Source organism: Georgenia sp. Z2081, from assembly GCF_055326445.1.
Genome location: NZ_JBUZNK010000006.1, coordinates 167,865 through 192,222, shown reverse-complemented (window position 1 = coordinate 192,222; position 24,358 = coordinate 167,865). Strand labels below are relative to the sequence as shown.

Here is a 24,358-nt window from a genome sequence, read left to right as displayed (position 1 = left end):
CACCAGGCCGTTCGTCCGGTCCTCGGTAGTGGCCTCCGGAAGCGCACCGGCGCCGTCCGTGGGCCTCGATCGATGACCGTCGGGGGCGGGCGCGGCACGACCGACAAGGAGGCCCTCATGGAGGGACCCGAGATCACCGCGGCCGAGGCCGTCATCGACAACGGCCGCTTCGGCACCCGTACCGTCCGCTTCGAGACCGGACGCCTGGCCCGCCAGGCCGCTGGCTCCGCCGTCGCCTACCTCGACGAGGAGACGATGGTGCTGTCCGCCACGACGGCCGGCAAGCACCCCAAGGACCACTTCGACTTCTTCCCGCTCACCGTCGACATCGAGGAGCGCCAGTACGCCGCCGGCAAGATCCCCGGCGCGTTCTTCCGCCGCGAGGGGCGCCCCTCGACCGACGCGATCCTCGCCTGCCGCCTCATCGACCGCCCGCTGCGCCCCTCGTTCGTCAAGGGCCTGCGCAACGAGATCCAGGTCGTCGGCACCATCTTCGCCGTCCACCCGGACGACGCCTACGACGTCGTGGCCATGAACGCCGCGTCGATGTCCACCCAGATCGCCGGCCTGCCTTTCTCGGGCCCGATCGGCTCGGTGCGCGTCGCCCTCGTCGAGGACCAGTGGGTCGCGTTCCCGCGCTACTCCGAGCTCGAGCGCTCCGTCTTCTCCATGGTCGTCGCCGGCCGCCGGGTCGAGACCAAGGGCGGCGCCGACATCGCCGTCATGATGGTCGAGGCCGAGGCCTCCGACAACGTCTTCGACCTCATCGCCGGGGGAGCCACCAAGCCGACCGAGGAGGTCGTCTCCCAGGGCCTGGAGGCCGCGAAGACCTTCATCGGCGCCCTCTGCGACGCCCAGTCCGAGCTCGCGGCCACGACCGCGAAGCCGACCGGCGACTTCCCGCTGTTCCCGGACCACGCCGACGACGCGCTCGCCGCCGTCGAGGGCCACGTCCTCGCCGACGTCCAGCAGGCCATCACGATCCCCGGCAAGCAGGACCGCGAGACCCGACAGGACGAGATCAAGACCGCGATGCTCGAGGCGCTCGGCGAGCAGTTCGAGGGCCGCGAGAAGGAGCTCTCCGCCGCGTACCGCACTGTGACGAAGGAGGTCGTGCGCAAGCGCGTCCTCACCGAGGGCATCCGCATGGACGGCCGTGGGCTCAAGGACATCCGCACGATCTCGGCCGAGGTCGAAGTCCTGCCGCGCGTCCACGGCTCGGCGCTGTTCGAGCGCGGCGAGACCCAGATCCTGGGTGTCACCACGCTCAACATGCTGAAGATGGAGCAGCAGATCGACTCGCTGTCGCCCGTCACCAAGAAGCGCTACATGCACCACTACAACTTCCCGCCCTACTCCACGGGCGAGACGGGGCGCGTCGGCTCGCCGAAGCGCCGCGAGATCGGCCACGGCGCGCTCGCCGAGCGTGCCCTCATGCCCGTCCTGCCCAGCCGCACCGAGTTCCCCTACGCGATCCGTCAGGTCTCCGAGGCGCTCGGCTCCAACGGCTCGACGTCGATGGGCTCGGTCTGCGCGTCGACCCTCGCGATGCTCAACGCGGGCGTGCCGCTGCGCGCCCCCGTGGCCGGCATCGCCATGGGCCTGATGTCCGACGAGGTCGACGGCGAGACCCGCTACGCGGCGCTCACCGACATCCTCGGCGCCGAGGACGCGCAGGGCGACATGGACTTCAAGGTCGCCGGCACGCGCGAGCTCGTCACGGCCATCCAGCTCGACACCAAGCTCGACGGCCTCCCGGCCTCCGTGCTCACCGGTGCGCTGACCCAGGCCCGCGACGCCCGCCTGTTCATCCTCGACGTGATGAACGAGGCGATCGACGCCCCCGACGAGATGGCCCCGACGGCGCCGCGCATCATCACCGTCCAGGTCCCGGTCGACAAGATCGGCGAGGTCATCGGCCCCAAGGGCAAGATGATCAACCAGATCCAGGAGGACACCGGCGCGGACATCTCGATCGAGGATGACGGCACCGTGTTCATCGGTGCGGTCGACGGCCCGTCCGCCGAGGCGGCTCGCCAGGCCATCAACTCGATCGCCAACCCGCAGATGCCTGAGGTCGGCGAGCGGTTCGTCGGCACGGTCGTCAAGACCACGTCGTTCGGCGCGTTCGTCTCGCTCACGCCGGGCAAGGACGGCCTGCTGCACATCTCGCAGGTCAAGCGCCTCGTCGGCGGCCGCCGGATCGACTCCGTCGAGGAGGTCCTCCAGGTGGGCGCCAAGGTGCAGGTCGAGCTCGCCGAGATCGACCCGCGCGGCAAGCTCTCGCTGCACGCCGTCGTCGAGGGCGACGAGTCCGGCCCGGCCGCCGATGCCGAGGGCTCCGCGCCGGAGGCCGACGCCGACGAGAAGCCGGCCCGTCGCGAGCGCGCGCCGCGCGAGCGTCGTCCGCGCACGCGGACCCGCAGCGCGGCCGCCGACTCCGACGAGTGAGCGCGGTTCTGCTTCGCGAGTGAGCGCGTCGCCCATCGGCGTCGCGCGACTCGACCACCGACCGGGGGTCGGGCCCGTCAAGGGCCCGGCCCCCGTCGGCGCGGGACCGGTTGCCGGGGTCCCGGCCTACGATTGGTCGATGCCCTACGACCCCCGCATCATCACCGGCGGCGCGCCCGGCGCCCGCCCCGACCACCGGCCGTCCGGTCCCGCGCCCACGACCGACCGCGGATCCGGCGTCGACGGCGGACGTGACGGCGGTACCCGGCCCCTCGTCGTCGCCCCCGCCGGGTCGCCCGGCACCGAGCTGAGCTGGGAGGCCGGCGGCACGCTCGCCCGGCGCTCCGTCCTGCCCGGCGGCGTCCGAGTCCTCACCGAGCAGGTCCCCGGCCAGCGCTCGGTGGCGCTGGGGGCGTGGATCGCCGTCGGGGCGAGGGACGAGACCGGCGGCCACCTCGGCTCGACGCACGTGCTCGAGCATCTGCTCTTCAAGGGCACGGCGAGGCGCAGCGCGCTCGACATCGCCGAGGCGTTCGACGCCGTCGGCGGGGAGTCCAACGCGGCGACCGGCCAGGAGTCCACCTGCTACCACGCTCGCGTGCTCGACGACGACGCGCCCCTCGCGCTCGACGTCATCACCGACATGATCACCTCGGCCACGCTCGACGCCGACGAGCTCGAGAACGAGCGGGGCGTCATCCTCGACGAGCTCGCGGCGGCCGAGGACGACGCGCAGGACGTCGCCCACGAGCGCTTCGCGGCCGCGGTCCTCGGCGGACACCCGCTGGGCCGCCCCGTCGGAGGCACCCCGGAGTCGGTGCGGGCGCTGCCCCGCGACGTCGTCGCCGAGCACTACCGCTCCTACTACCGCAGCGACGAGCTCGTGCTGACCGCGGCCGGATCGCTCGACCACGACGAGCTGTGCGAGCGGCTCACCGAGCAGCTCGGGCGTGGCGGCTGGGCGCTCCACGCGTCGGCCGCGCCCGCCCCGCGGCGCAGCGCGCTCGACCCGACGCGCGGCCGGCCCGTGGCGTCCGATTCCGGGTCGGAACCGACCGGGTCGGAGCCGACCGGGCAGCCGCGTGCCATCACGGTCGTGCGACCCACCGAGCAGGCGCACGTCGTCATCGGTGCTCCCGCGCTGCGCGCGGGCGACCCGCGCCGCTGGGCCCTGGCTCTCGCGACGACGATCCTCGGCGGCGGCATGAGCTCGCGCCTGTTCCAGGAGGTGCGCGAGCGCCGCGGCCTGGCCTACAGCACGTACGCGTGGTCGACCTCCTACGCCGAGGCCGGCTACGCCGGCCTGTACGCGGGCTGCGCGCCCGACGCAGTCCCGGAGGTCGCCAGGCTGCTGGCCGGGACGCTCGCAGACCTCGCCGGTGACGGCCCCGCCGAGGCCGAGCTCGCGCGCGCCAAGGGCCAGCTGCGGGGAGGCATCGTGCTCGGGCTCGAGGACAGCGGGGCGCGCATGTCTCGCCTGGGCAACGCCGAGATCGTGCGCGGCGAGCTCACCTCCATCGACGCGACCATCGAGCTCATCGACGCCGTGAGCGCCCGGGATGTGGCGGACATGGCCGCCTTCATCGCCGCCGGCGACCGAGCGGCCACGGTCGTGGGACCGGTCGCCCCCGATGCCGCCGACGGGCTCCTCGGATAGCGCCCCGGCGCCGGCCCCGGCCAGACCTGCCGCCCGCGCTCGCTCCACCGGCCCACCCTCGTCCAGATCGTGGGACGTTCCGGAGCAGCCGGGCGGGGTCCCGCCCGGCCTCGCGATCGTGGTGGTCATCCAGGCCGACCGGCCCGGGAGAGATGCTTCGAGGAGACAACATGACCACGACGATCGACGCCCAGGCCCCCACGATCCCCGCGAGTCACGAGTCCGTGCCCGCGGCCCGCGGCATCTGGCGCGGCAACCTGCACACCGACCTCACGTCGCGGCACTTCGAGTACGCCACGGGCGAGCCCGAGGCGATCGGTGGCACGGACCTCGCGCCGTCGCCGATGGACCTGTTCGTCGGCGGCACGGCAGGCTGCCTCGCGGTGGTCGTCGAGGTCGTGGCGGGCGAGCTGGGGATCACCTTCGAGTCCCTCGAGATCGACGTCGACGGCCACCTCGACACCCGCGGCTTCCTCGGCACCGCCGACGTCGCCCCGAACATCCAGGTCGTCGACGTCACCGTGCGGATCACGACGTCCGCGACCGAGGCACAGGTCGAGGAGCTCAAGGCCGCCGCCGGCCGCCGTTGCCCGGCGCTCGGGCTCTTCCGCGCCGCGAACCTGACGATCAACGAGGACTGGTTCGTCACCGCGGCATGAGCAGCCTGCCCCCGACGACCGCGAGACTCGTATCGTGGCGCGCATGAGCGAATCGATCCGGGTGGCGGTCGTCGGGGCGGCAGGCCGTATGGGACAGCAGGTGGCCGGCGCCGTGCGAGGCGCGGAGGACCTCGAGCTCGTGGCCGAGGTCGACGCCGGGGACGACGTCACGGCCGGCGTCCGGGAGGCCGGCGCCACGGTCGCGGTCGAGTTCGCGGTGCCGAGCGCGAGCGGGGACAACGTCCGGGCGATCCTCGACGCAGGAGCGAGCGCCGTCGTCGGGACCACCGGTTGGACCGACGAGGCGTTGGCCGAGCTCGAGACCTATGTGGGGGAGGTCAACGAACGGCGCACGGGTTCGGGGGAGGAGCCGCTGGGCGTCCTCGTCGCCCCGAACTTCGCGCTGTCCGCCGTGCTGGCGATGTCCTTCGCCCGGCAGGCCGCTCCGTACTTCGAGTCCGTGGAGGTCGTCGAGCTCCACCACCCCGACAAGGTCGACGCCCCGTCGGGGACGGCGCTGAGCACTGCGCGCGGCATCGCCGCGGCGCGGGCCGAGGCGGGCGTGGCCCCCTCACCGGACGCCACCGAGACCGATCCGGACGGGGCGCGGGGCGCCACCGTCGACGGCGTGCACGTGCACGCCGTGCGGCTGCGGGGCCTCGTCGCGCACGAGGAGGTCCTCCTGGGGAACCCCGGTGAGCAGCTGACGATCCGCACCGACTCGTTCGATCGCGCGAGCTTCATGCCCGGCGTCCTGCTGGCCGTGCGGCAGATCGGCGGCCGGCCGGGTCTGACCCGGGGGCTGGACGCGCTGCTCGAGCTGTGAGCGGGTGCCGCGCCGGGTGCGCGGCCCACGCCCACTGCTGACTCAGCCGCCGAGGGTCGCCCACCACTCGTCCTGGACCGCCTCGGCGGAACCGACCGGGATCTCCCTGCGACGGCCCGTCGGCGCGAAGCCCGCGGCGTCGAGGAACCGCTGCCGAGGATCGTCGCCGCGCACCACCCAGATCGACAACGCGGTCGCTCCCGAGTCCCGCGCGAGGTCCGCGCACGCCGCCAGGAGCCTGGACCCGTGCCCCACCCGCTCGGCGCCGGGGCTGATCTCCAGGGCGAGGATCTCGAGCAGGGTCCCGCGCCGCGCCGCCAGAAGTGCCTCGGACGGCGCCTCGTCGGCCTGCGTCGCCTGTGCCGCCTGCGCCGTGCCGTCCGCCTGCGCCGTGCCGTCCGCCTGCGCCGCGTCGCCCGCCTGCGCCGCCTGCTCGGCCTCGTCCTGCGTCGCCGGGGCGGCCGGGGCGATTGCCGCCAGCCCGACGACGTCCTTGCCGTCGAGAGCCGTGAGCACGTGGTGACCGGGCTCGGTCACGGCGGCGGCGTTCGCCCAGGCCAGTGCCAGGTCGCCGGGGTCGATGACGGACAGCGCCTCGTCGTCGGCCGCGATCCCGGCCCCCGCCGCCAGGGCCGCCCGCATGGTGGTGGTGTGGATGGCGCCGAGGTCGTCGGCGTCGGAGGGGATCGTCGGCCGTACCGACACGTCGGGCCCGCCGCGGGAGGTCGTCGGCAGCCCCTCGGGCGTGCGGCCCGCCGCGAGGGAGGACAGGACGTCGTCGTGGTGGTCGCTCACCGAACCACCCTATGAGGTCACGCGTCACCCCTCCTGCGCCGGCACGGCCGTGGCAGGTCCGGGCATCCGCCAGGCCAGCAGCGCGCCGACCAGGAGGCCGAGCCCGGCCAGCGCTGTGGCGACCACGAACGGGTCCCCGCCGTGCAGCGCGGGCGCGAATCCGATGCCCACGAAGACCGCCACGCCGGCGGAACCGCCGAGCTGGTCGGCCGCACGCTGTACTCCAGAGGCTGTCCCTGCGTCGTCGTCGGTCACGCCGCTGACCGCGACGTACTGCAGGCCCACGAGGCCGAGGCCCATGCCCGCGGCGATCAGCAGCATCGCCAGGACCGTCGGCGCCGCACCGGCATCAACCGCCGCCACCGTGGCGATCACGACCATCGCGGCCGCGGTCAGGCCGAGGCCGGCCAGCACGCAGGCGCGCGCTCCCCACCTGCCGAGCAGCCGGGGCACGAGCGTGGCGAAGGCGATGAGCGCGACCGCCAGCGGGAGCATCGTCAGGCCGGCGCCCAGGGGCCCGATGCCGAGTCGGTCCTGCAGATAGAACGTGAACAGCAGGAACGAGGTCGACAACGCACTGCTGAGCAGCATCGTGGTCAGGTTCGCTGCCACCCGGCCGCGGTGGGCGAAGAACGACAGCGGCAGCAGCGGGTCGGGCGAACGCATCTCGACCCGCACGAACGCGAGACCGGCCAGCACCGCCCCGACCAGGGCTGCCGGAGCGACCCACGCGGGTGCACCGGGCTCGCCCGCCTCGATCACCCCCAGGGTGAACAGCAAGGGGCCGGCGGTCAGGAGCACGGCCCCGGGGACGTCCATCGACCCGGCGCCGCGGGACACGGGACGGTCGCGCTCGACCAGGCCGAGCGCGGCCACCAGCACCACGAGGATGAAGGGCACCGAGACGAGGAAGACCCACCGCCAGCCCAGCTGGGCGGTGATGATCCCGGACAGGACGAGGCCGAGCACGAGGCCGCAGCTGGCGACGGCTGCCCACACGCTCAGCGCACGCGACCTGCGCGGCCCCTCGGGGAACATCAGCACGATGGTGGCCATCGCCGCCGGAAGGGCGATCGCCTCGCCGGCGCCCTGGAGCAGGCGCGCGCCGACCAGCCACCCGAAGGACGGGGCCAGTCCCGCCAGCAGCGAGGCGGCAACGAAGAGGGTCGTGCCCGCCAGCAGCGTGCGGCGTCGGCCCAGCAGGTCGCCGAGCCGGCCGCCCAGCATCAGCAGGCCGCCGCCGGTGACCGTGTATCCGACCACGACCCAGGTCAGGGCACGAGCGTCGACACCGAACTCGTCGCCGATCGACGGCAGCGCGATGTTGACCACGGTCACGTCGACCGCGATGAAGAACTGCAGCATCGACATCGCGCACAGGACGAGCCAGGCGCGTGCCGGGGACGGGCCGTGCCCGCGTGAAGGTGGAAGTGGTGACGTCACCAGGTACTCCGTTGCTCAGGGGGTGCGAGCAGCACGAAGGTGCCGCTCCGGTCTGATCACGAAGCGGCTGGACGTCTCGAGGTGAGGAGGTGGGACGTCCCGCCGCTAGCGGGACGTCCTGGTCACAGCGGCGCAGGAGGCCGCGGAAGCTGCTGTCACGTCGGCCAAGTTATCAGCACGAACGTGCCGGGGCGGCTGCCGGACGGTGGTCGCCGGTGAGATCGGGCCCCGGCGCTCAGCCCGGCGCTCCCGCCGTCCGGGTACCGCCGCGGGTACCGTTCCAGCATGACGATGCCCTACCACCCCTCGCGCAGCTTCGGCTCGGTGTCCGTCGCCATGGCGACCCCGTTCACGCCCGACGGCGAGCTCGACGTCGACGCGGCCGTCTCGCTCGCGGTCGCCCTCGTCGAGGACGGGTGCGACGCCCTCGTGCTCAACGGCACCACGGGCGAGTCGCCGACGACGCACCAGCCCGAGAAGGACGCGCTCGTCCGGGCGGTCACGGAGGCCGTCGGGGACAGGGTGATGATCATCGGCGGCGCCGGCTCGAACGACACCGCGCACGCGGTACGCATCGCCGAGGGCGCCGCGCGCTCCGGCGCCAAGGGCCTGCTCGTCGTCGCGCCGTACTACAACCGCCCCTCGCAGGAGGGCGTCTACCAGCACATCGTGGCCGTGACCGAGGCGACCGACCTGCCGGTGATGGTCTACGACATCCCCGGCCGCACCGGCGTGCGCCTCGAGCCGGAGACCCTCGACCGGCTCGCCGCGCACGAGCAGATCCTCGCGGTGAAGGACGCCACCGGCGACGTGCCGGCCGGCTTCGAGACGATGTCCCGCACCGGGCTGGAGTACTACTCCGGCGACGACGCGCTCAACTTCGCATGGCTCGCCCACGGGGCGTCCGGGGTCGTCTCCGTGGTCGGCCACGTGGCCGCCGCGAAGTACGTCGAGATGGTCCGCGAGGTCGACGCCGGCGACCTGCCGGGCGCGCGCGCCGTCGCCCACCGGGTCAAGCCGCTCGTCGCGGCGATCATGGGCACCGGCCAGGGCGCCGTCATGTCGAAGCACGCCAGCCACCTGCGGGGGCGCATCCCGCACCCCACCGTGCGCCTCCCGCTCGTCGGCGCCACCGAGGCGGAGGTCGCCGAGCTGCGCGCCACCCTCGAGGCGGAGGGGTACCTCTCCGCCTGAGGCGCCGGCGCACCCCGCGGACGCACTGCGGCGCACCGGGAAGACGCACCGCGGGCCCGGCACCGTCCGTGCCCGGCCCGCGGTCGTGGTTGAGGTCAGTGCTTGATCGTGTACCCGGCGTCGACGGGTAGCGTGATCCCGGTGACGTACCGCGCCTTGTCGGACACGAGGTAGACGATGGCGTTCGAGACGTCGACCGGCTCGATGACGGCCACCTCGCGCATGAGGTTCGCGCGGTCCGTCGCGAAGCCCCACCGCTCGAGCGTCTTCGGCACGGTGTCCATCAGGGCCTCCGCCATGGGGGAGTTGACGCCGGTCGGGACGACGACGTTGACGCGGATGTGCTCGGGAGCCAGCTCGAGCGAGAGCGTCTTCGCCAGCGAGATGATCCCGGCCTTGGCCGCGCCGTAGTGCCCCCACGACGGCGAGGCCCGCAGGCCGTCCGTGGACGACGTGATGACGATCGAGCCCCCGCCGCCCTCGATGAGGTGCGGGATCACGGCCCGCGCGGACTTGAAGACGCCGGTGAGGTTGACGTCGAGCATCCGCTGCCAGTCGTCGTCCGACATCGTGAAGGTGTCGGGCAGGACCTGATGGATGCCGGCGTTGGCGACGAGGATGTCGATCCGGCCGAAGTTCTCGATCGCCGCGTCGGCCACCCGCTGCATGTCCTCGGTGCTGCGGACGTCGGCCGTGACGCCGACGATCCGGCGGTCGAGCGCCTCGACCTGGCGGACGGTCTCCGCGATGTCGTCCTCGGTCGCTAGCCCGTAGGTGAGCCCGTCGATCTGTCCGCCGATGTCGGCGACGACGATGTCCGCACCCTCCTTCGCGAGCTCGATGGCGTGGCTGCGGCCCTGACCGCGCCCCCCGCCCGTGATGACAGCGACCTTGCCGTCGAGCGTGCCCATGGTGTTCCTCCGTCGTCCGCGTCGGCCGGGCAGCTCCTGCCCGGAAGGTAGGAGCGACGCTAGCGGGAGAGTTACGGCACTGGGTGCCGGTTCGCCGCGGGCGGGCGTGGGCGGGCGGACGTGGGCGGGCGGACGTGAGCGGGCGGACGCGGGCGGACGTGCGCGTGCGGTGCGCGCGGCGCTCACAGCGGTTCGGTGAGGTACCTCTGGAACGTGGGCGCGAGCCACCGGACGACGTCGTCGTGGTTCGCCGAGGCGAGCGGCTCGACGCGCGCCACCAGACGCACCATCGCGAGCCCGATCACCTGGGTGGCGACGAGGGTCGCGCGGAGCCGGGCCTCGTCGGCGGGCACGCCGAGCCGCTGGATCATCGGGACGACCTGGCCGGACATCACCTCGACGAGCCGGTCGCGCGCCGGCTCGTGCTCGACCGCGGTGCGCAGGAGGACGAGGAGGACGTCGTCCTGCTCCCAGCGCCGAAGCACGTGGCGGGCGATGAGCTCGCCGATCTCGTCGGGCGTCGTGGGGGCGTCGCCGGTGAGGTCGATGCCGAGCTCGACGTCGACGGTGGCGGCGAACAGGTCCGCCTTCGACCCGAAAGAGCGGATGACGACCGCGGGATCGACGCCGGCCCGGGCGGCGATCGCCCGGACGGTCGCCCGGTCGTAGCCCTGATCGGCGAAGAGCTCCCGGGCGGCGGCGCGGATCGTCGTGCGGTTCTCCTGCGCGGTGCGGCGGGCCATCGTCCCACTGTAGATCAACGGGCGTTGACCTGCGTGGCGGCGAGGCGTACCGTCACGTCAACAAGCGTTGATCATTGGAGGTGCGCGATGACGAGGACCAGTCCAGGCCCGGGCGACGTCGTCGTTGAGGCCGAGGGCCTGTCGGTCGTCCGGGCCGGCCGAGAGGTGCTGCGCGGTGTCGACCTCGAGCTGCGCGCGGGGGAGATCCTCGGGCTGCTCGGCCCCTCCGGCGGCGGGAAGACGACGCTCATGCGCGCCGTCGTCGGCGTCCAGCGGCGCGTGACGGGACGCCTCGACGTGCTCGGTCGCCCCGCCGGGAGCGCGGAGGTGCGGGGGCGGATCGGCTACGTCACCCAGGCCCCGGCCGTCTACGACGACATCACGGCGGCCGAGAACCTCGCCTTCTTCGCGGCCGTCCTCGGCGCCGGGCGCGACGACGTCGACCGGGCGCTGGCGGCCGTCGGCCTCACCGAGGCCGCCGACCAGGTCGTCGGCTCGATGTCCGGCGGGCAGCGCGGCCGCGTCTCGCTCGCTACCGCGTGGCTGTCCCGGCCGCCGGTGCTCGTCCTCGACGAGCCGACGGTCGGCCTGGACCCGGTGCTGCGCCGCTCGCTGTGGGAGACCTTCCGCGAGCTTGCCGCGGGCGGCGCCGGCCTGCTCGTCTCGAGCCACGTGATGGACGAGGCCGAGCGGTGCGACCGCATCGCGCTCGTGCGCGACGGCGTCCTCCTGGCAACCGGCACCCCGGCCGGGCTCAGGGAGCGCACCGGCACGGCCACCGTCGAGGACGCGTTCCTCGCACTCGTCGAGGAGGTGGCGGCGTGACCCCGCGGACCACGCTCGCCGTCGCGCGTCGCGTGCTCACCCAGCTGCGCCGCGACCCGCGGACGGTGGCGCTCATGCTGCTCGTGCCGTGCCTGCTCCTCACGCTGCTGTGGTGGGTGTTCGGCGAGGTCGGCGACGGCGCCACGTTCCAGCGGCTAGGCCCGAGCCTCATCGCGATCATGCCGTTCATCGTCATGTTCGTCGTCACCTCGGTGACGATGCTCCGCGAGCGGACCGCCGGCACCCTCGAGCGGCTCCTCGCCATGCCGACCGGCCGGGGAGACATCCTGGTGGGCTACGCACTCGCGTTCCTCGCCGTCTGCGTGGTCCAGGCGGGGCTCGTCATCGTGCTCGCCGTCGGCCTGCTCGGCCTGGAGGTGAGCGGACCGCTGTGGGCGCTCGTCGCCGTCGCCCTGACCGACGCCTTCCTCGGCACGGCGCTCGGCCTCGCCGTCTCCGCGTTCGCCCGGACCGAGTTCCAGGCCGTCCAGTTCATGCCGGCCCTCATCCTCCCGCAGCTGCTCCTGTGCGGACTGTTCGTGCCGCGCGAGGCGATGCCGCGCGCGGCGGAGATCCTCTCCGACCTGCTGCCGATGTCCTACGCCGTCGACGCGATGACGGGCGTGCAGGCGGGCACGGGCGGGGCCGTGGCCGACGGCACGTGGGCCGATCTCGGCGTCGTCGCCGCCCTCGCCGTGGTGGTCCTCATGCTCGGCACCCTCACGCTGCGCAGGCGAACCGACTGACGGCGTGCGCGGGTAGTGGGAGGATGAGCCGGTGAGCAATCCCCATCCTGAGCTGACCCGTCCGCCCGCCCTCGCGAAGGGCGCCATGCGCATCGTGCCCCTCGGAGGGCTCGGCGAGGTCGGCCGCAACATGACGGTCTTCGAGTACGACGGCAAGCTCCTTATCGTCGACTGCGGGGTGCTCTTCCCCGAGGAGCACCAGCCCGGCGTCGACGTCATCCTCCCGGACTTCAGCTACATCGAGGACCGGATCGACGACGTCGTCGCCGTGGTCCTCACGCACGGCCACGAGGACCACATCGGTGCCGTGCCCTATCTCCTGCGCCTCCGGGGCGACATCCCGCTGCTCGGTTCGCGGCTCACCCTGGCGTTCATCGAGGCCAAGCTGCGCGAGCACCGGCTGACCCCCCAGCTCCAGGTCGTCGCCGAGGACGAGCGGGTGACGAAGGGCCCGTTCGACCTCGAGTTCGTCGCAGTCAACCACTCCATCCCGGACGCGCTCGCAGTGATGATCCGCACCGGCGCGGGCTCCGTCCTGCACACGGGCGACTTCAAGATGGACCAGCTGCCGCTGGACGGGCGCATCACCGACCTGCGTGCCTTCGCGCGTCTGGGCGAGGAGGGCGTGGACCTGTTCATGACCGACTCGACGAACGCCGAGGTGCCGGGCTTCACCGCACCCGAGCGGGACATCGGTTCGGTCCTCGACCAGGTGTTCGGCCAGGCCGAGGGGCAGATCGTCGTCGCCTCCTTCGCCAGCCACGTCCACCGCGTCCAGCAGGTCCTCGACGCCGCCGCACTGCACGGCCGCAGGGTCGCGCTCGTCGGACGGTCGATGATCCGCAACATGGGCATCGCCGCCGACCTCGGCTACCTCACGGTCCCGCCCGGCGTCCTCATCGACCAGAAGAACATCGACTCGATCCCGGCCCAGGACCGGGTCCTCATGGCCACCGGCTCCCAGGGCGAGCCGATGGCCGCGCTGTCGAGGATCGCCAACCGCAACCACAAGGTCGACGTCGGACCGGGCGACACGGTGATCTTCGCGTCCTCTCTCATCCCGGGCAACGAGAACTCGGTGTTCCGGGTGATCAACGGCCTCATGCGCCTCGGCGCGAAGGTCGTCCACCAGTCCAACGCCAAGGTCCACGTCTCCGGGCACGCCTCGGCCGGCGAGCTCCTGTACTGCTACAACATCGTGCAGCCGAAGAACGTCATGCCCGTGCACGGCGAGATCCGTCACCTCGTGGCCAACGGGGCGCTCGCCGTCCGCACCGGTCTGCCCGCCGAGCGGGTCGTGCTCGCCGAGGACGGCGTCGTCGTCGACCTCGCCGGCGGACGCGCGAAGATCGCCGGACAGGTTGAGTGCGGATACGTCTACGTCGACGGCAGCTCGGTCGGCGAGGTGACGGAGACCGAGCTCAAGGACCGGCGGATCCTCGGCGAGGAGGGCTTCATCTCGATCTTCGCCGTGGTCGACCGGCAGCACGGCACGGTCGTGGTCGGCCCGCACATCGAGGCCCGCGGCATGGCGGAGGCGCCCGCCGTCTTCGACGGCATCCTGCCCGACGTCACGGCCGCCCTGGAGGAGGTCGCCGCGCGCGGCAACGCCGACACGCACCAGATGCAGCAGGCGATGCGGCGCGTGGTGGGCCGGTGGGTCTCTCGGCGCCTGCGGCGCTCGCCGATGATCATGCCGACCGTCGTCGAGGTCTGACGGCTCGGGTCCGAGGTCTGACCTAGGCCGGGTCGCAGGCGGCGGCGATCCGCACGACGATCTCGGTGAGGATCGCCTCCGTGGTCGCGAGGGAGACCCGGACGTGCCCGGCGCCCGCGCCGCCGAACGCCGGGCCGTCCGCGGCGAGCACCCCGTGCCGGCGCAGCACCTGACCGGGGGTGTCGCCCAGGCCGTACTCACGCAGGTCGAGCCAGCCGAGGTAGGTCGCCTCCGCGGGGGAGACGCGTGCCTTCGGCAGGAGCTCGGACGCGAGCCGGACGAGCAGGTCGTGACGGCGGTCCATCTCCTTCACGAATCCGGCGAGCCACTCCTCCCCGTGGTCGTAGGCGGCCGTCACCGCGACGACCCCGGGGGTGGAGACCTCCTTGGCGAGGTGCGCCGCGTGCGTGTCCCACTCCCGTGCGGCCTCGGGGGTCGACGCGACGAGCTGGGCGCAGCGCAGACCGGGCAGGTTGAAGGACTTCGACGCCGAGGTCGCCGTCACAGAGTGCGCCGCCGCAGTGTCGCCGATGCTCGCGTAGGGGACGTGGACGTGGCCCGGGCGGACGATCGAGGCGTGGATCTCGTCTGCGAAGACGGTGGCGCCGCACCGGTCGACGACCTCGGCGATCGCCTCGAGCTCGGCGCGCGTGTGCACGCGGCCCGTCGGGTTCTGCGGGTTGCACAGGATGAAGAGGTCGCCGGGGCGCAGGGCCTCGGCGAGCGCGTCGAGGTCGTAGGAGTACGCGTCGCCCTCGCGGGCGAGGGGGACCTGGACGAGCTCGGTGCCCCACCGCGGCGGCACACCGAAGAAGCTCGGGTAGGCCGGCGTCGGCAGCACGATGCGTGCGCCGACCGGCAGGCGCCTGACCAGCTGGTGCATCGCGGAGAGCACGTCGGGCAGGAGGCGCACCCGGTCCGGGTCGACCTCGACCCCGTGCTGGCGGGTGAGGAAGCCGGCGCTCGCCTCGGTGCAGGCCCGCGTGAGCGCCGGTGAGATGTAGCCGAACAGCTGCTTGTCCACGGCATCGTGCAACGCCTCGAGCACGACGGGCGCGGTGCCGAGGTCGGACTCGGCGATGAACGTGCCGTAGAGGTCGGCGTCGGCGGGCCACGCGATACGGCCGCCGATCGCGCGCAGCGCCGCGACCTCCTCAGCGTGGGTCGTGACGCCGGCGGTGCCCGCGGCGTCCGTCGTCCCGGTCATCGGTGGTCCACCTGGCATGCGATCACGTGTGCTCCCTGTCGTGCGTCGAGGTCAGTGCGAGTCGTCCGAGCGCGCGCTCGAACCTGGCCTCATTGTCCTCCTCGCTGCCGGTGAGCACGTGGTCGATCTCCAGCAGGACCAGTCCGTGGACGAGGGCGAGCACGGTGGCGGCGTGCTCGTGGAGCTCCTCGGGGGACGTGTCCGGGGACAGGAGGCGTTCGACGGCGAGCATGATCTGGTGGGGGCCGTGCTCCCCGGTGAGCCGGGTCTGGCCGTGCCGCTCGGCGAGCACGCCGAAGGCCCGGTACACGTTCGGCATCTCCCGGGCGGCCCGGCGGTAGGCGTGGCACAGCGAGACGAAGTCCTCGAGCGGGTCCTCGTGCACCCGGCGGCGCGCGATGAGCGCCCGGAAGTCCTTCAGGCCCCGCCCGGTCACCTCGGCGACGAGCCGGTCGCGCGACCCGAACAGCGCGTAGACGCCGGCGGTGGTGGTCCCCGCCTCGGCGGCGACCGCGCGGATCGAGACGGAGTTCTCGCCGCCCGCAGCCAGCGCGCGTCCTGCGGCCCGGAGGAGGTCGGCGCGCAGGTCGTCGTCGTAGGGGCGCGGACGGGACATGCCAGCAGAATATGGCGTCATCGCCCGGCCCGTGCGTGCTCGGGCGGGGTAGTGCACCCCACGCCGGGCGTCGTGAGCCCACCGACGGCGACGTGCCGTGCACGCGATCCGGGTCGAGATCTCGGGCCCCGCCCCGTGCGGCGGCTATCGTGGCCCCGATGGCTACCCGTGCGTCTTCCCCCTCACGGCCGGCCCCGGCGGCACGCGGTGCGTCCTCCTCGCCGGCGCGTCCCACGCGCCCGCGCGGCGGCGGATCCGGCGGCAAGGGCACGGCAGGTCCGTCGCGCAGCGGCGGGACCGACCGACGATCGACCGGCAAGGAGGGCGGCTCAGTGCGACGCACCGGACCGGGCGACGGCTCGTCCGGCCCGAAGAGGCCCAGGTCCGGGATCCCCTCGGGCTTCCGCAACGACGCCATCGCGCTCGGCCTGCTCGCGCTCGCGATCGTCGTCGCCCTGCGCGAGTGGTTCGGCCTCTCGGGCCTCGCGGGCGTGCTCATCCACCACGCCGTCGCGGGCCTGGTCGGCGTGCTCGGCCTGCTCGTCCCCGTCGTCCTCGTCGTGCTCGCGGTCCAGCTGTGGCGGGAGGACCCCGAGGACCCCGACGACGACCTGCGCCCGCACGTCGTGATCGGCGTCGCGATCCTCGGCCTCGCCGTGGCCGCCGTCATCCACATCTTCTCCGGCTCGCCCTCCCCGATGGACTCGTTCACCGGCGTCGAGGACGCGGGCGGCCTGGTCGGCTGGGTCCTCGGCACGCCGCTCAACGCCCTGCTCTCGCCCTGGGGGGCCGTCCCGGTCCTCGTCCTGTTCGGCCTGTTCGGCGCCCTCGTGCTCACGGGCACGCCGATCCGTGCGCTGCCGGACCGGTTCCGCGGGGTGGCGGCCTGGATCTCCGGGCACACTCCCGCCGGTCGCCGCGGTGAGCACGGCGCCGACGACCCCGCCGACGACGACGCGTCCCCGCGCGGACGACGCCGCGGCGGACGCGGCCGCGACGGCGAGCGCACCGAGATGCTCGACCGGTACGCCGGCGACGAGGCGTTCGACCAGGCCGCCGAGGTCGGGCCCGGCCCCGCGCTCGAGGACGGGACGTCCGACGACGGCGCGCCCCGGCGCGCGAACGCCCGACGCGTGCGCAGGCCCGGTCCGCACGACGTGGCCGTGTCCGCCACCGGGCCCTCCGGCTCCGCCGACCCCGCGGCAGGCTCCGACGCCGTGCTCACCGCCGCGGGCCTGGCGGCGGGCGGCGCCGCGGGCGGCGGTGGCGGCTCCTCCGCGGCGGAGCAGGGGGTGGGCCCCGAGGCTCCGCCGACCCGCACCCTCCCGGCGGCCGGCGAGCAGCTCACCCTGCCCGACGGCGACTACGACCTCCCGGCCGAGGCGCTCCTCGAGCAGGGTCCGCCCCACAAGGTGCGCTCCGCCGCGAACGACCGCGTCGTCGACTCGCTCACCCAGGTGCTCGAGGAGTTCGGCGTCGACGCCTCCGTCACCGGCTTCTCGAGGGGCCCGACGGTCACCCGGTACGAGCTCGAGCTCGGCCCAGGCGTCAAGGTCGAGCGCATCACCGCGCTGTCGCGCAACATCGCCTACGCCGTGGCCAGCGCCGACGTGCGCATCCTCTCGCCGATCCCCGGCAAGTCCGCGATCGGCGTCGAGATCCCCAACACCGACCGCGAGTCCGTCGCCCTCGGCGACGTCCTGCGCTCGGCCGTCGCGCGGGCGTCCGACCACCCGCTCGTCGTGGGTGTCGGCAAGGACGTCGAGGGCGGCTACGTCGTCGCGAACCTGTCGAAGATGCCGCACATGCTCGTGGCCGGCGCCACCGGCTCCGGAAAGTCGAGCTTCATCAACTCGATGATCACCTCGGTGATGATGCGGGCGACCCCCGAGCAGGTACGCATGGTCCTCGTCGACCCCAAGCGGGTCGAGCTCACCATCTACGAAGGCATCCCGCACCTGGTCACGCCGATCATCACCAACCCGAAGAAGGCCGCCGAGGCCCTGGAGTGGGTCGTGCGCGAGATGGACATGCGCTACGACGACCTGTCCACCTACGGCTACAAGCACATCGACGACTTCAACGTCGCGGTCCGCGCCGGGAAGGTCACGCCGCCCCCCGGGAGCGAGCGCGTCCTCGCGCCGTACCCGTACCTGCTGGTCGTCGTCGACGAGCTCGCCGACCTCATGATGGTGGCCCCGCGCGACGTCGAGGCCTCGATCCAGCGCATCACGCAGCTCGCCCGCGCCGCCGGCATCCACCTCGTGCTCGCCACGCAGCGGCCGAGCGTCGACGTCGTCACCGGCCTCATCAAGGCCAACGTCCCCAGCCGGCTCGCCTTCGCCACGTCCTCGCTCGCCGACTCCCGCGTGGTCCTCGACCAGCCGGGCGCCGAGAAGCTCATCGGGCAGGGCGACGCGCTGTTCCTCCCGATGGGGGCGAGCAAGACGATGCGCGTGCAGGGCGCCTGGGTCGGCGAGAGCGAGATCCACGGCGTCGTCGAGCACGTGAAGAGCCAGGCCGACCCCGTGTTCCGCGAGGACGTCACCGCGCCGGCCGGGGCCAAGAAGCAGGTCGACGAGGACATCGGCGACGACCTCGACGTGCTGCTCCAGGCCGCCGAGCTCGTCGTCACCAGCCAGTTCGGCTCGACCTCGATGCTCCAGCGCAAGCTGCGCGTCGGCTTCGCCAAGGCCGGCCGCCTCATGGACCTGCTCGAGTCGCGCGAGATCGTCGGCCCCTCGGAGGGCTCGAAGGCCCGCGACGTGCTCGTCCAGCCCGACGACCTGCCCGGCACCCTGGCGATGCTCCGCGGGGAGGACGCGCCGCAGCCCGCCGCCGACGGCGGGGGGCAGCCCGGGTACGCAGCGGCGCCGGCCGCCCCGGCCGGGTCCGCGGACGTCCCGTTCGACGCGGCCGCCGCGTCGGGGGAGGGGCAGACCGAGGTCGTGGCGCCGCCGCAGTGGGACGACGACGGGTACGACGGCTACGACGAGGGGTCCGGCGAGGACGCCTGGGAGCTCACCGACCGCCGCTGACACCGGCGGGGGTCAGGACTCCCGGTCGACGGCGGCGAGCCGCACGTCGCGCAGCTCGCCGCCGTCCACGACGGCCGTCATCAGCGTGCACTCCGGCTGCCGGCGGCGGTCGGTCGGCGAGCCGGGGTTGAGCAGGCGGATGCCGCCCGGCGTCACGCTGTCCCACGGGATGTGGCTGTGGCCGAACACCAGCACGTCCGGCGGACCGTCCGCGAACGTCGCGTCGATGCGCCGCTCACGCCCCTGTGCCGCGCCGGTCTCGTGGATCACGGCGAGCCGCACGCCCTCGATGTCGGCCCGCGCCACCTCGGGCAGGCGGGCGCGCAGGTCCGCGCCGTCGTTGTTGCCGTGCACGCCGACGAGCCGGGCCGCCCGGTCCTGCAGCGCGTCGAGGGTGGCGGTGTCGACCCAGTCGCCCGCGTGGACCACGACGTCGGCCCCGTCGACGGCGCGCCAGACGTCGCCGGGGATGCGGCGCGACCGCGCGGGCACGTGTGTGTCGGAGATGAGCAGCAGACGGATCGCCATACGGACATGGTGCCGGGCCGCCACGAGCGATGCGGACACTCACTGGTCCGCGCAGCCCGGCACGGGCGGGGTCGCGGACGACCCCCGTGGCGCAGCATCCGCGCACGTCGTTAATCGCGTGCCACCGGGTGTCGCCGGGTGGATGCTTGCCCCGTGCCGGCACGACGTGCCCGTCGACCCGCGAAGGACAGACATGGCCGACTACCTCTTCGCCACCTGGGACGGTGGCGGCAACCAGGTGCCCGCGACCGCGATCGCGCACGAGCTGCGCGCCCGTGGCCATCGGGTACGGTTCCTCGGCCTGGCCACCCAGGCCGACGCCTTCCACGCGAAGGACCTGGAGTTCTCGCCCTACCCGACGGCGGGTGGGTTCACCGTGGGCGCGTCGCCGGCGGCCCTGCTGCGGCTCATCGCGAGCCGGGCGATGGGGCGCGACGTGGTGGCCGACCTGAGGAGCCGGCCTGCCGACGTCGTCGTGGTCGACGCCGTGCTCTTCGGCGTGATGGACGAGCTGCGCAGGGCGGGGCGGGGGTACGCCGTGCTCGGCCACACGTTCGACGGCTTCCTGCGCAGATCTCTGCGCACGGGTGGGCCCCTGCTGCGGCTGCTGGGCCTGCGGCCGCTGGACCTCCTCGACTCGTCGCTGACGACCATGGTCGCCTCGGTCCCCGAGCTCGACGCCGGGCACGGCGACGTCGTGCACATCGGCCCTGTGGTGCGGGGCGAGCCCGCGCGACCGCCGGAGCCGCTCGTCCTGGTCAGCCTCAGCACGTTCGGCTTCCGCGGCCTGGTGCCGACGTGGCAGCGGGTGCTCGACGCCGTCGACGGCCTGGACGTCCGGGTCGTGGCCACCACCGGACCGGCACTCGACCCCTCGGCGCTGCGCGTGCCCGACAACGTCGAGGTGCACCGCTGGCTGCCGCACGCCGACATCCTGCCGCGGGCCTCGGTCGTCGTCGGTCACGGCGGCCACGGGACGACCATGGCCGCGCTCGCCCACGGCGTGCCGCTGCTGGTCCTCCCGCTCGACCCGATGTCGGACCAGCCCGTCGTCGGCCACGCGATCGCGCGCGCCGGTGTAGGCGCGACGCTTCCCCGGACGACGTCTCCGGAGGACATCCGGGCCGCCCTGGCGCGGCTGCTCGCGGCCGGACCGCACCGCGCGGCTGCCGCCGACCTGGGGGAGCGGGTGCGACGACTGGACGGTCGGACCGGCGGGGCGGACCTGCTGGAGTCGATCGCCGGCCGGCCTCCGGTGGCCGGAGCCGCCCGCTCACGGGCCGGGCGCCCACGGGGCGGGCGCGACCTGCCGAGGGTGACCGCCTCCGTCGGGGTCGACCAGGTGCCGACCTCCACGATGTCCCGCACCGGCATCGACGCCCCCGACTACGCGGACGAGTTCACCCTCGACATGCCGGGCGCGGACACCGCGACGGCCGAGACCTGGGCGCGGGCGATGCTCGGCGACGTCCCGAGCCTCGCGGAGCGGTTCATCTTCCAGGTCCTCCTGCGCCTCCGGCTGGCCCGGACCGCCACCGACGAGACCGTCGCCGGGTTCGCGATCGCCGAGCGGACGGGCGAGCGCGTCCTGCTCGAGGCCGACTCGCCGCTCCTGCGCTGCCGTCTCCTGGTCCAGGTCCGCGAGCACAGCGTCAGCCTCACCACCGTCATGGGTTACCACCGGCGCCGGGGCCGGATCACGTGGACCCTGGTCTCCGCCGTCCACCGGCGTCTGGGCCCCGGACTCCTGCGCGAGGCGGCGGCGAAGGTCGGGCTCCCGGCACCGAAGGGCTGACCAGGAGGATCCGTCACCTCCGCGAACGTCTCTCCCTAGCTGCGGGGCTCGACCCGCGGCGGCTCCCCGGTGGGCTCGAGCGGCGTGTCGAACGAGGGCGGATCCTCACCCATGACCGAGTCGAGCCAGGAGCTGTACGACTCGATCTGGGCGGGGTCCCACGCGGTGGTCGACGGGTCCGCCAGCGCCTCGTGCAGCGGCACGAGCCCGTAGTCCCCGTAGGAGTCCATCACGGTGCCCATCCACTCCACCGAGTCCACGCGGGCCGGGCCGTCGGCGGGCACCGTGATCGTCGCCTGCGTCATGAGCCCGACGGCGGTCTCCATGATCGTCGAGCTGCCCGGCTGCTGACTGGCCAGGGAGTTGCCCATCGACCACACCACCCACATGCCCTGGCCGTCGACGCCGCCCTCGAGCTGCTCGATCGGCTGCGGCGTGTGCGGGTGCGAGCCGAGCACCAGGTCGATCTCGCCGGAGTCCGCGAGGAGCTGCGCGGCGTCCTGCTGGTAGGCATTGGGCTCGAACGTGTACTCGTCGCCCCAGTGCATCGAGGCGACGACGACGTCGGCGCCCGCCTCGCGCGCGGTCACAGCCTGGTCCACGAGCGGCTCGTCGTCGATCATGTCGACCAGGTGCGGCTCGGCGACGGGTATGCCGTTCGTCGAGTACGTCGCCGCGACGTGGGCGACCGTGATCTCGCGTCCGCCCCGCTCGAGGACGTACATCTGCGGGACCGCCTGCTCCTCGGGCGTTCGGGCCGTGCCCGCATAGCCCAGGCCGGCCTCCTCCATCACCTCGATGGTGCGGATGACGCCCTCGGTCTGCTGGTCCACGGAGTGGTTGGTCGCCGTCGAGCACCCGTCGTAGCCGGCCTCGGCGAGCAGTGGGACGATGTCCGGCGGTGCCGCGAAGACGGGGTACCCCACCGGCTCCGCGCCCTCCTGCGTGATCGGGACCTCGAGGTTGCACAGCGCGAGGTCGGCGCCGGCGATGTAGGGGGCGACCGGCTCGATCATCGGCCAGTAGTCGTAGGAACCGTCCGGCTGGACGGCCTCGGCGTTCATCAGCGGGTAGGTGATGACGTCGCCGGCCGCGGCGAGGGTGAACGTGACGTCGTCGCCGGCCGCGGCGTCGTCGGAGGGGGTCTCCGCGCCGTCCGAGCCGGACTCGCCACCGGCGTCCTCGCCGTCCCCGGCAGGCGCCTCGGGCGCGTCGTCGCCGGTGCCGGGTTCCTCGGGCTCGGAGCCGGACGCGAGGCGCATCGCGAGGACGAGAAGCCCCACGGCGAGCGCGACGACGAGCACGACGACGATCACCAGCTCGGCGGTCCGGGACAGACGTGGCATGACCGAAGGGTGCCACGCCGAGCCGCCCGGGCGTGGGAGTCGGTCCGCGTGGTCCTACCCTTGGCGCATGACGTCGTCCGTCCCCGGTGCCGCGCAGGCGCCCCTGTGGAACATCGCGAACATCCTCACGATGCTCCGGATCGTGCTCGTGCCGGTGTTCGTCGTGCTCTTCCTGCTGGACGGCGATGCCATGCGGTGGGCCGCCGCCGCGGTGTTCGTCGTCGCCGCGATCACGGACAAGCTCGACGGTTACCTCGCGCGGTCCCGCAACCTCGTCACCGACTTCGGGAAGCTCGCCGACCCGATCGCCGACAAGACGCTCGTCGGGGCGGCGCTCGTTCTCCTGTCCTGGGCGGGCGAGCTGCCGTGGGTCATCACGATCGTCATCCTCGTGCGTGAGCTCGCGGTCACCGTGCTGCGGGACGTCATGCGGCGCCGCGAGGTCGTGATGCCGGCCTCGCAGGGCGGCAAGCTGAAGACCGTCCTCCAGCTCGTCTTCATCTCGGTGATGCTCGTGCCGTGGGCGACGTTCCTGTCGGAGCGGGTCTCCGACGTGCTCCTCTGGATCGCCCTGGTGATCGCGTGGGCAGCCATGACTGTCGCGCTCCTGTCGGGCATCCAGTACTTCGTGGCCGCCGCTCGGGCGATCCGCGAGGCGCGCGGCTCCGGGGCGGGCCCGGGCACGAGCGAGGTGGGACCGGGTGCGACCGGGGCAGGACCGGGTGCGACCGGCGCGTGACCCGCTGGCGCCGATCGTCACGGCCCTCGCGCGTGCCGGGCTCTCGCTGGCGGTCGCCGAGTCGCTGACCGCCGGGGCGCTCGCCGCCAGGCTCGCGGCCGTCCCGGGCGTCTCGGCGGTCCTCCGCGGCGGCGTGGTCGCCTATGCGAGCGACGTCAAGACCTCCGTCCTCGACGTCGACGCCGGTCTCCTCGACCACGGCGGACCGGTCCAGGCCGAGGTCGCGGTGCAGATGGCACGCGGCGCGGGTCTGCTCCTCGGGGCGGACGTGGCGCTCGCGACGACGGGCGTGGCCGGCCCCGGACCCGCCGACGGCCACGCGGCCGGCACCTTCCACGTCGCGTGCGCGCGGCCGGGCGGCGTGCGGACGCGGACGTGGCTGGCGGCGGGGACCCGGGCCGTGGTGCGGGAGGCGGCGGTCGGCGCGGCACTCGGGCTGCTGGTCGACGTCGTCGGGGACGTCGGTGCCGACCACTCGACCGGAGCAGCCGGGTAGACGGTGGACCCGGGCCGGGCCGGGACGTGCCGGTCCCGCGGCAGGACGAGCCCGGCCCCGACCACGGGAACAAGATGGGCGACGACCGTGTTGTGCCCGGTGATGATGCCCTCGACGAACCTCACCCGACCAGTCGGTCGTCCCGACCGGCACGATGTCACACGCCCCGGATCCCCTGCGCACGCCCGGGCCAGGTACCGTATCTCCATGCCCGCGGCCCCGACGGCCGACGAGCCCGAGCCCGACGAGAGGGGGACCCCCGTGCTGCTGCGCAACGTGATCGGCGACGTGCTCCGCGAGGTCCGTCAGCGCCAGGGCCGCACCCTGCGCGAGGTGTCCTCGGACGCGAAGGTCTCGCTCGGCTACCTCTCCGAGGTGGAGCGCGGCCAGAAGGAGGCCTCCTCCGAGCTGCTCGCCTCGATCTCCGAGGCACTGAACACCCCGCTGAGCCACCTCATGCGCGTGGTCTCCGGCCGGCTCGCGGCCCACGAGCCCGTGCGCGTGCCGGACACTGTGCCGGACGAGTTCCTCGACGAGCTGGCGCCCGCCGCGCCGTGAGTCGCTGAGCCGGACTCCCTGGGCCGCAGAGCCGAGGGGAGGCGCCCCGGATCCACACGTACGACGCC

At 73.6% G+C, this 24,358-nt stretch carries 21 protein-coding genes; 13 read left to right on the top strand and 8 right to left on the bottom strand.

Translation table 11 applies throughout. The features are described from left to right. Nucleotides 1-117: 117 nt before the first annotated feature. The 4 genes from ACZLKG_RS10230 (at nt 118) to dapB (ending at nt 5,593) form a co-directional block, all read left to right on the top strand. Nucleotides 118-2,451: a polyribonucleotide nucleotidyltransferase gene (locus ACZLKG_RS10230; RefSeq protein ID WP_463648662.1), complete on the top strand. Its 2,334-nt coding sequence runs from the start codon at nt 118-120 to the stop codon at nt 2,449-2,451. 139 nt (nt 2,452-2,590) lie between these two features. Further along, a complete protein-coding gene (locus ACZLKG_RS10225; protein ID WP_463648661.1) occupies nt 2,591-4,108 on the top strand; it encodes a M16 family metallopeptidase in 1,518 nt (505 codons plus the stop codon). A gap of 170 nt (nt 4,109-4,278) precedes the next feature. Continuing rightward, nucleotides 4,279-4,767: an OsmC family protein gene (locus ACZLKG_RS10220; protein WP_463648660.1), complete on the top strand. Its 489-nt coding sequence runs from the start codon at nt 4,279-4,281 to the stop codon at nt 4,765-4,767. Nucleotides 4,768-4,810: 43 nt separating this feature from the next. Next, nucleotides 4,811-5,593, top strand: coding sequence for a 4-hydroxy-tetrahydrodipicolinate reductase (gene dapB / locus ACZLKG_RS10215; protein WP_463648659.1), 783 nt, complete (start codon nt 4,811-4,813; stop codon nt 5,591-5,593). A 42-nt stretch (nt 5,594-5,635) separates the two neighbouring features. Here the strand turns inward: dapB and ACZLKG_RS10210 are convergent, their stop codons facing one another. After that, nucleotides 5,636-6,388 carry a GNAT family N-acetyltransferase gene (locus ACZLKG_RS10210; protein WP_463648658.1) on the bottom strand — a complete coding sequence of 251 codons (753 nt, stop codon included), beginning with the start codon at nt 6,386-6,388 and terminating at the stop codon, nt 5,636-5,638. Nucleotides 6,389-6,412: 24 nt separating this feature from the next. Beyond that, the gene (locus tag ACZLKG_RS10205; protein ID WP_463648700.1) at nt 6,413-7,759 is read right to left on the bottom strand and encodes an MFS transporter; all 1,347 of its coding nucleotides are present in this window, start codon (nt 7,757-7,759) and stop codon (nt 6,413-6,415) included. Between the two features lie 363 nt (nt 7,760-8,122). On the opposite strand from ACZLKG_RS10205, the gene dapA reads away from it, so the two are divergent. Next, nucleotides 8,123-9,025: a 4-hydroxy-tetrahydrodipicolinate synthase gene (dapA, locus tag ACZLKG_RS10200; protein WP_463648699.1), complete on the top strand. Its 903-nt coding sequence runs from the start codon at nt 8,123-8,125 to the stop codon at nt 9,023-9,025. 95 nt (nt 9,026-9,120) lie between these two features. Here the strand turns inward: dapA and ACZLKG_RS10195 are convergent, their stop codons facing one another. Both ACZLKG_RS10195 and ACZLKG_RS10190 read right to left on the bottom strand, forming a co-directional pair. Continuing rightward, nucleotides 9,121-9,936, bottom strand: a complete 816-nt coding sequence (locus tag ACZLKG_RS10195; protein WP_463648657.1) for a mycofactocin-coupled SDR family oxidoreductase — start codon at nt 9,934-9,936, stop codon at nt 9,121-9,123. Nucleotides 9,937-10,118: 182 nt separating this feature from the next. Beyond that, nucleotides 10,119-10,679: a TetR/AcrR family transcriptional regulator gene (locus tag ACZLKG_RS10190; protein ID WP_463648656.1), complete on the bottom strand. Its 561-nt coding sequence runs from the start codon at nt 10,677-10,679 to the stop codon at nt 10,119-10,121. A gap of 87 nt (nt 10,680-10,766) precedes the next feature. Between ACZLKG_RS10190 and ccmA the strand changes: the two genes are divergently transcribed. The 3 genes from ccmA (at nt 10,767) to ACZLKG_RS10175 (ending at nt 13,967) form a co-directional block, all read left to right on the top strand. After that, nucleotides 10,767-11,504 (top strand): heme ABC exporter ATP-binding protein CcmA, encoded by a 738-nt coding sequence (gene ccmA / locus ACZLKG_RS10185; protein WP_463648655.1) that lies wholly within the window; start codon nt 10,767-10,769, stop codon nt 11,502-11,504. Beyond that, nucleotides 11,501-12,250 (top strand): ABC transporter permease, encoded by a 750-nt coding sequence (locus tag ACZLKG_RS10180; RefSeq protein ID WP_463648654.1) that lies wholly within the window; start codon nt 11,501-11,503, stop codon nt 12,248-12,250. The genes ccmA and ACZLKG_RS10180 overlap by 4 nt, the downstream gene beginning before the upstream one ends. An 85-nt stretch (nt 12,251-12,335) precedes the next feature. Continuing rightward, nucleotides 12,336-13,967, top strand: a complete 1,632-nt coding sequence (locus ACZLKG_RS10175) for a ribonuclease J (protein ID WP_463648697.1) — start codon at nt 12,336-12,338, stop codon at nt 13,965-13,967. 22 nt (nt 13,968-13,989) lie between these two features. On the opposite strand, the gene ACZLKG_RS10170 is transcribed toward ACZLKG_RS10175, so the two are convergent. Both ACZLKG_RS10170 and ACZLKG_RS10165 read right to left on the bottom strand, forming a co-directional pair. Continuing rightward, nucleotides 13,990-15,174, bottom strand: a complete 1,185-nt coding sequence (locus tag ACZLKG_RS10170) for a MalY/PatB family protein (RefSeq protein WP_425708742.1) — start codon at nt 15,172-15,174, stop codon at nt 13,990-13,992. Between the two features lie 22 nt (nt 15,175-15,196). Next, a complete protein-coding gene (locus ACZLKG_RS10165; protein ID WP_425708741.1) occupies nt 15,197-15,790 on the bottom strand; it encodes a TetR/AcrR family transcriptional regulator in 594 nt (197 codons plus the stop codon). A 158-nt stretch (nt 15,791-15,948) separates the two neighbouring features. On the opposite strand from ACZLKG_RS10165, the gene ACZLKG_RS10160 reads away from it, so the two are divergent. Continuing rightward, nucleotides 15,949-18,828 carry a DNA translocase FtsK gene (locus ACZLKG_RS10160; protein WP_463648653.1) on the top strand — a complete coding sequence of 960 codons (2,880 nt, stop codon included), beginning with the start codon at nt 15,949-15,951 and terminating at the stop codon, nt 18,826-18,828. A gap of 12 nt (nt 18,829-18,840) precedes the next feature. Here the strand turns inward: ACZLKG_RS10160 and ACZLKG_RS10155 are convergent, their stop codons facing one another. After that, on the bottom strand, nt 18,841-19,350 hold the full coding sequence (locus ACZLKG_RS10155) for a metallophosphoesterase family protein (protein WP_463648696.1): 510 nt from the start codon (nt 19,348-19,350) through the stop codon (nt 18,841-18,843). A 199-nt stretch (nt 19,351-19,549) separates the two neighbouring features. Here ACZLKG_RS10155 and ACZLKG_RS10150 point away from each other — a divergent pair, with 199 nt between their 5' ends. After that, nucleotides 19,550-21,151, top strand: coding sequence for a nucleotide disphospho-sugar-binding domain-containing protein (locus ACZLKG_RS10150; RefSeq protein WP_463648652.1), 1,602 nt, complete (start codon nt 19,550-19,552; stop codon nt 21,149-21,151). Nucleotides 21,152-21,186: 35 nt separating this feature from the next. On the opposite strand, the gene ACZLKG_RS10145 is transcribed toward ACZLKG_RS10150, so the two are convergent. Continuing rightward, the gene (locus ACZLKG_RS10145; RefSeq protein ID WP_463648651.1) at nt 21,187-22,497 is read right to left on the bottom strand and encodes a CapA family protein; all 1,311 of its coding nucleotides are present in this window, start codon (nt 22,495-22,497) and stop codon (nt 21,187-21,189) included. Nucleotides 22,498-22,564: 67 nt separating this feature from the next. Here ACZLKG_RS10145 and pgsA point away from each other — a divergent pair, with 67 nt between their 5' ends. The 3 genes from pgsA to ACZLKG_RS10130 all read left to right on the top strand — a co-directional run bounded on the left by pgsA (nt 22,565) and on the right by ACZLKG_RS10130 (nt 24,290). After that, entirely contained in the window at nt 22,565-23,236 is a 672-nt protein-coding gene (gene pgsA, locus ACZLKG_RS10140; protein ID WP_425708736.1) for a CDP-diacylglycerol--glycerol-3-phosphate 3-phosphatidyltransferase, read from the top strand. Further along, nucleotides 23,220-23,732 (top strand): CinA family protein, encoded by a 513-nt coding sequence (locus tag ACZLKG_RS10135; RefSeq protein ID WP_425708735.1) that lies wholly within the window; start codon nt 23,220-23,222, stop codon nt 23,730-23,732. Before pgsA ends, ACZLKG_RS10135 begins: the two co-directional genes overlap by 17 nt. 207 nt (nt 23,733-23,939) lie before the next feature. After that, nucleotides 23,940-24,290 (top strand): helix-turn-helix domain-containing protein, encoded by a 351-nt coding sequence (locus tag ACZLKG_RS10130; protein WP_425708734.1) that lies wholly within the window; start codon nt 23,940-23,942, stop codon nt 24,288-24,290. Nucleotides 24,291-24,358 lie beyond the last annotated feature (68 nt).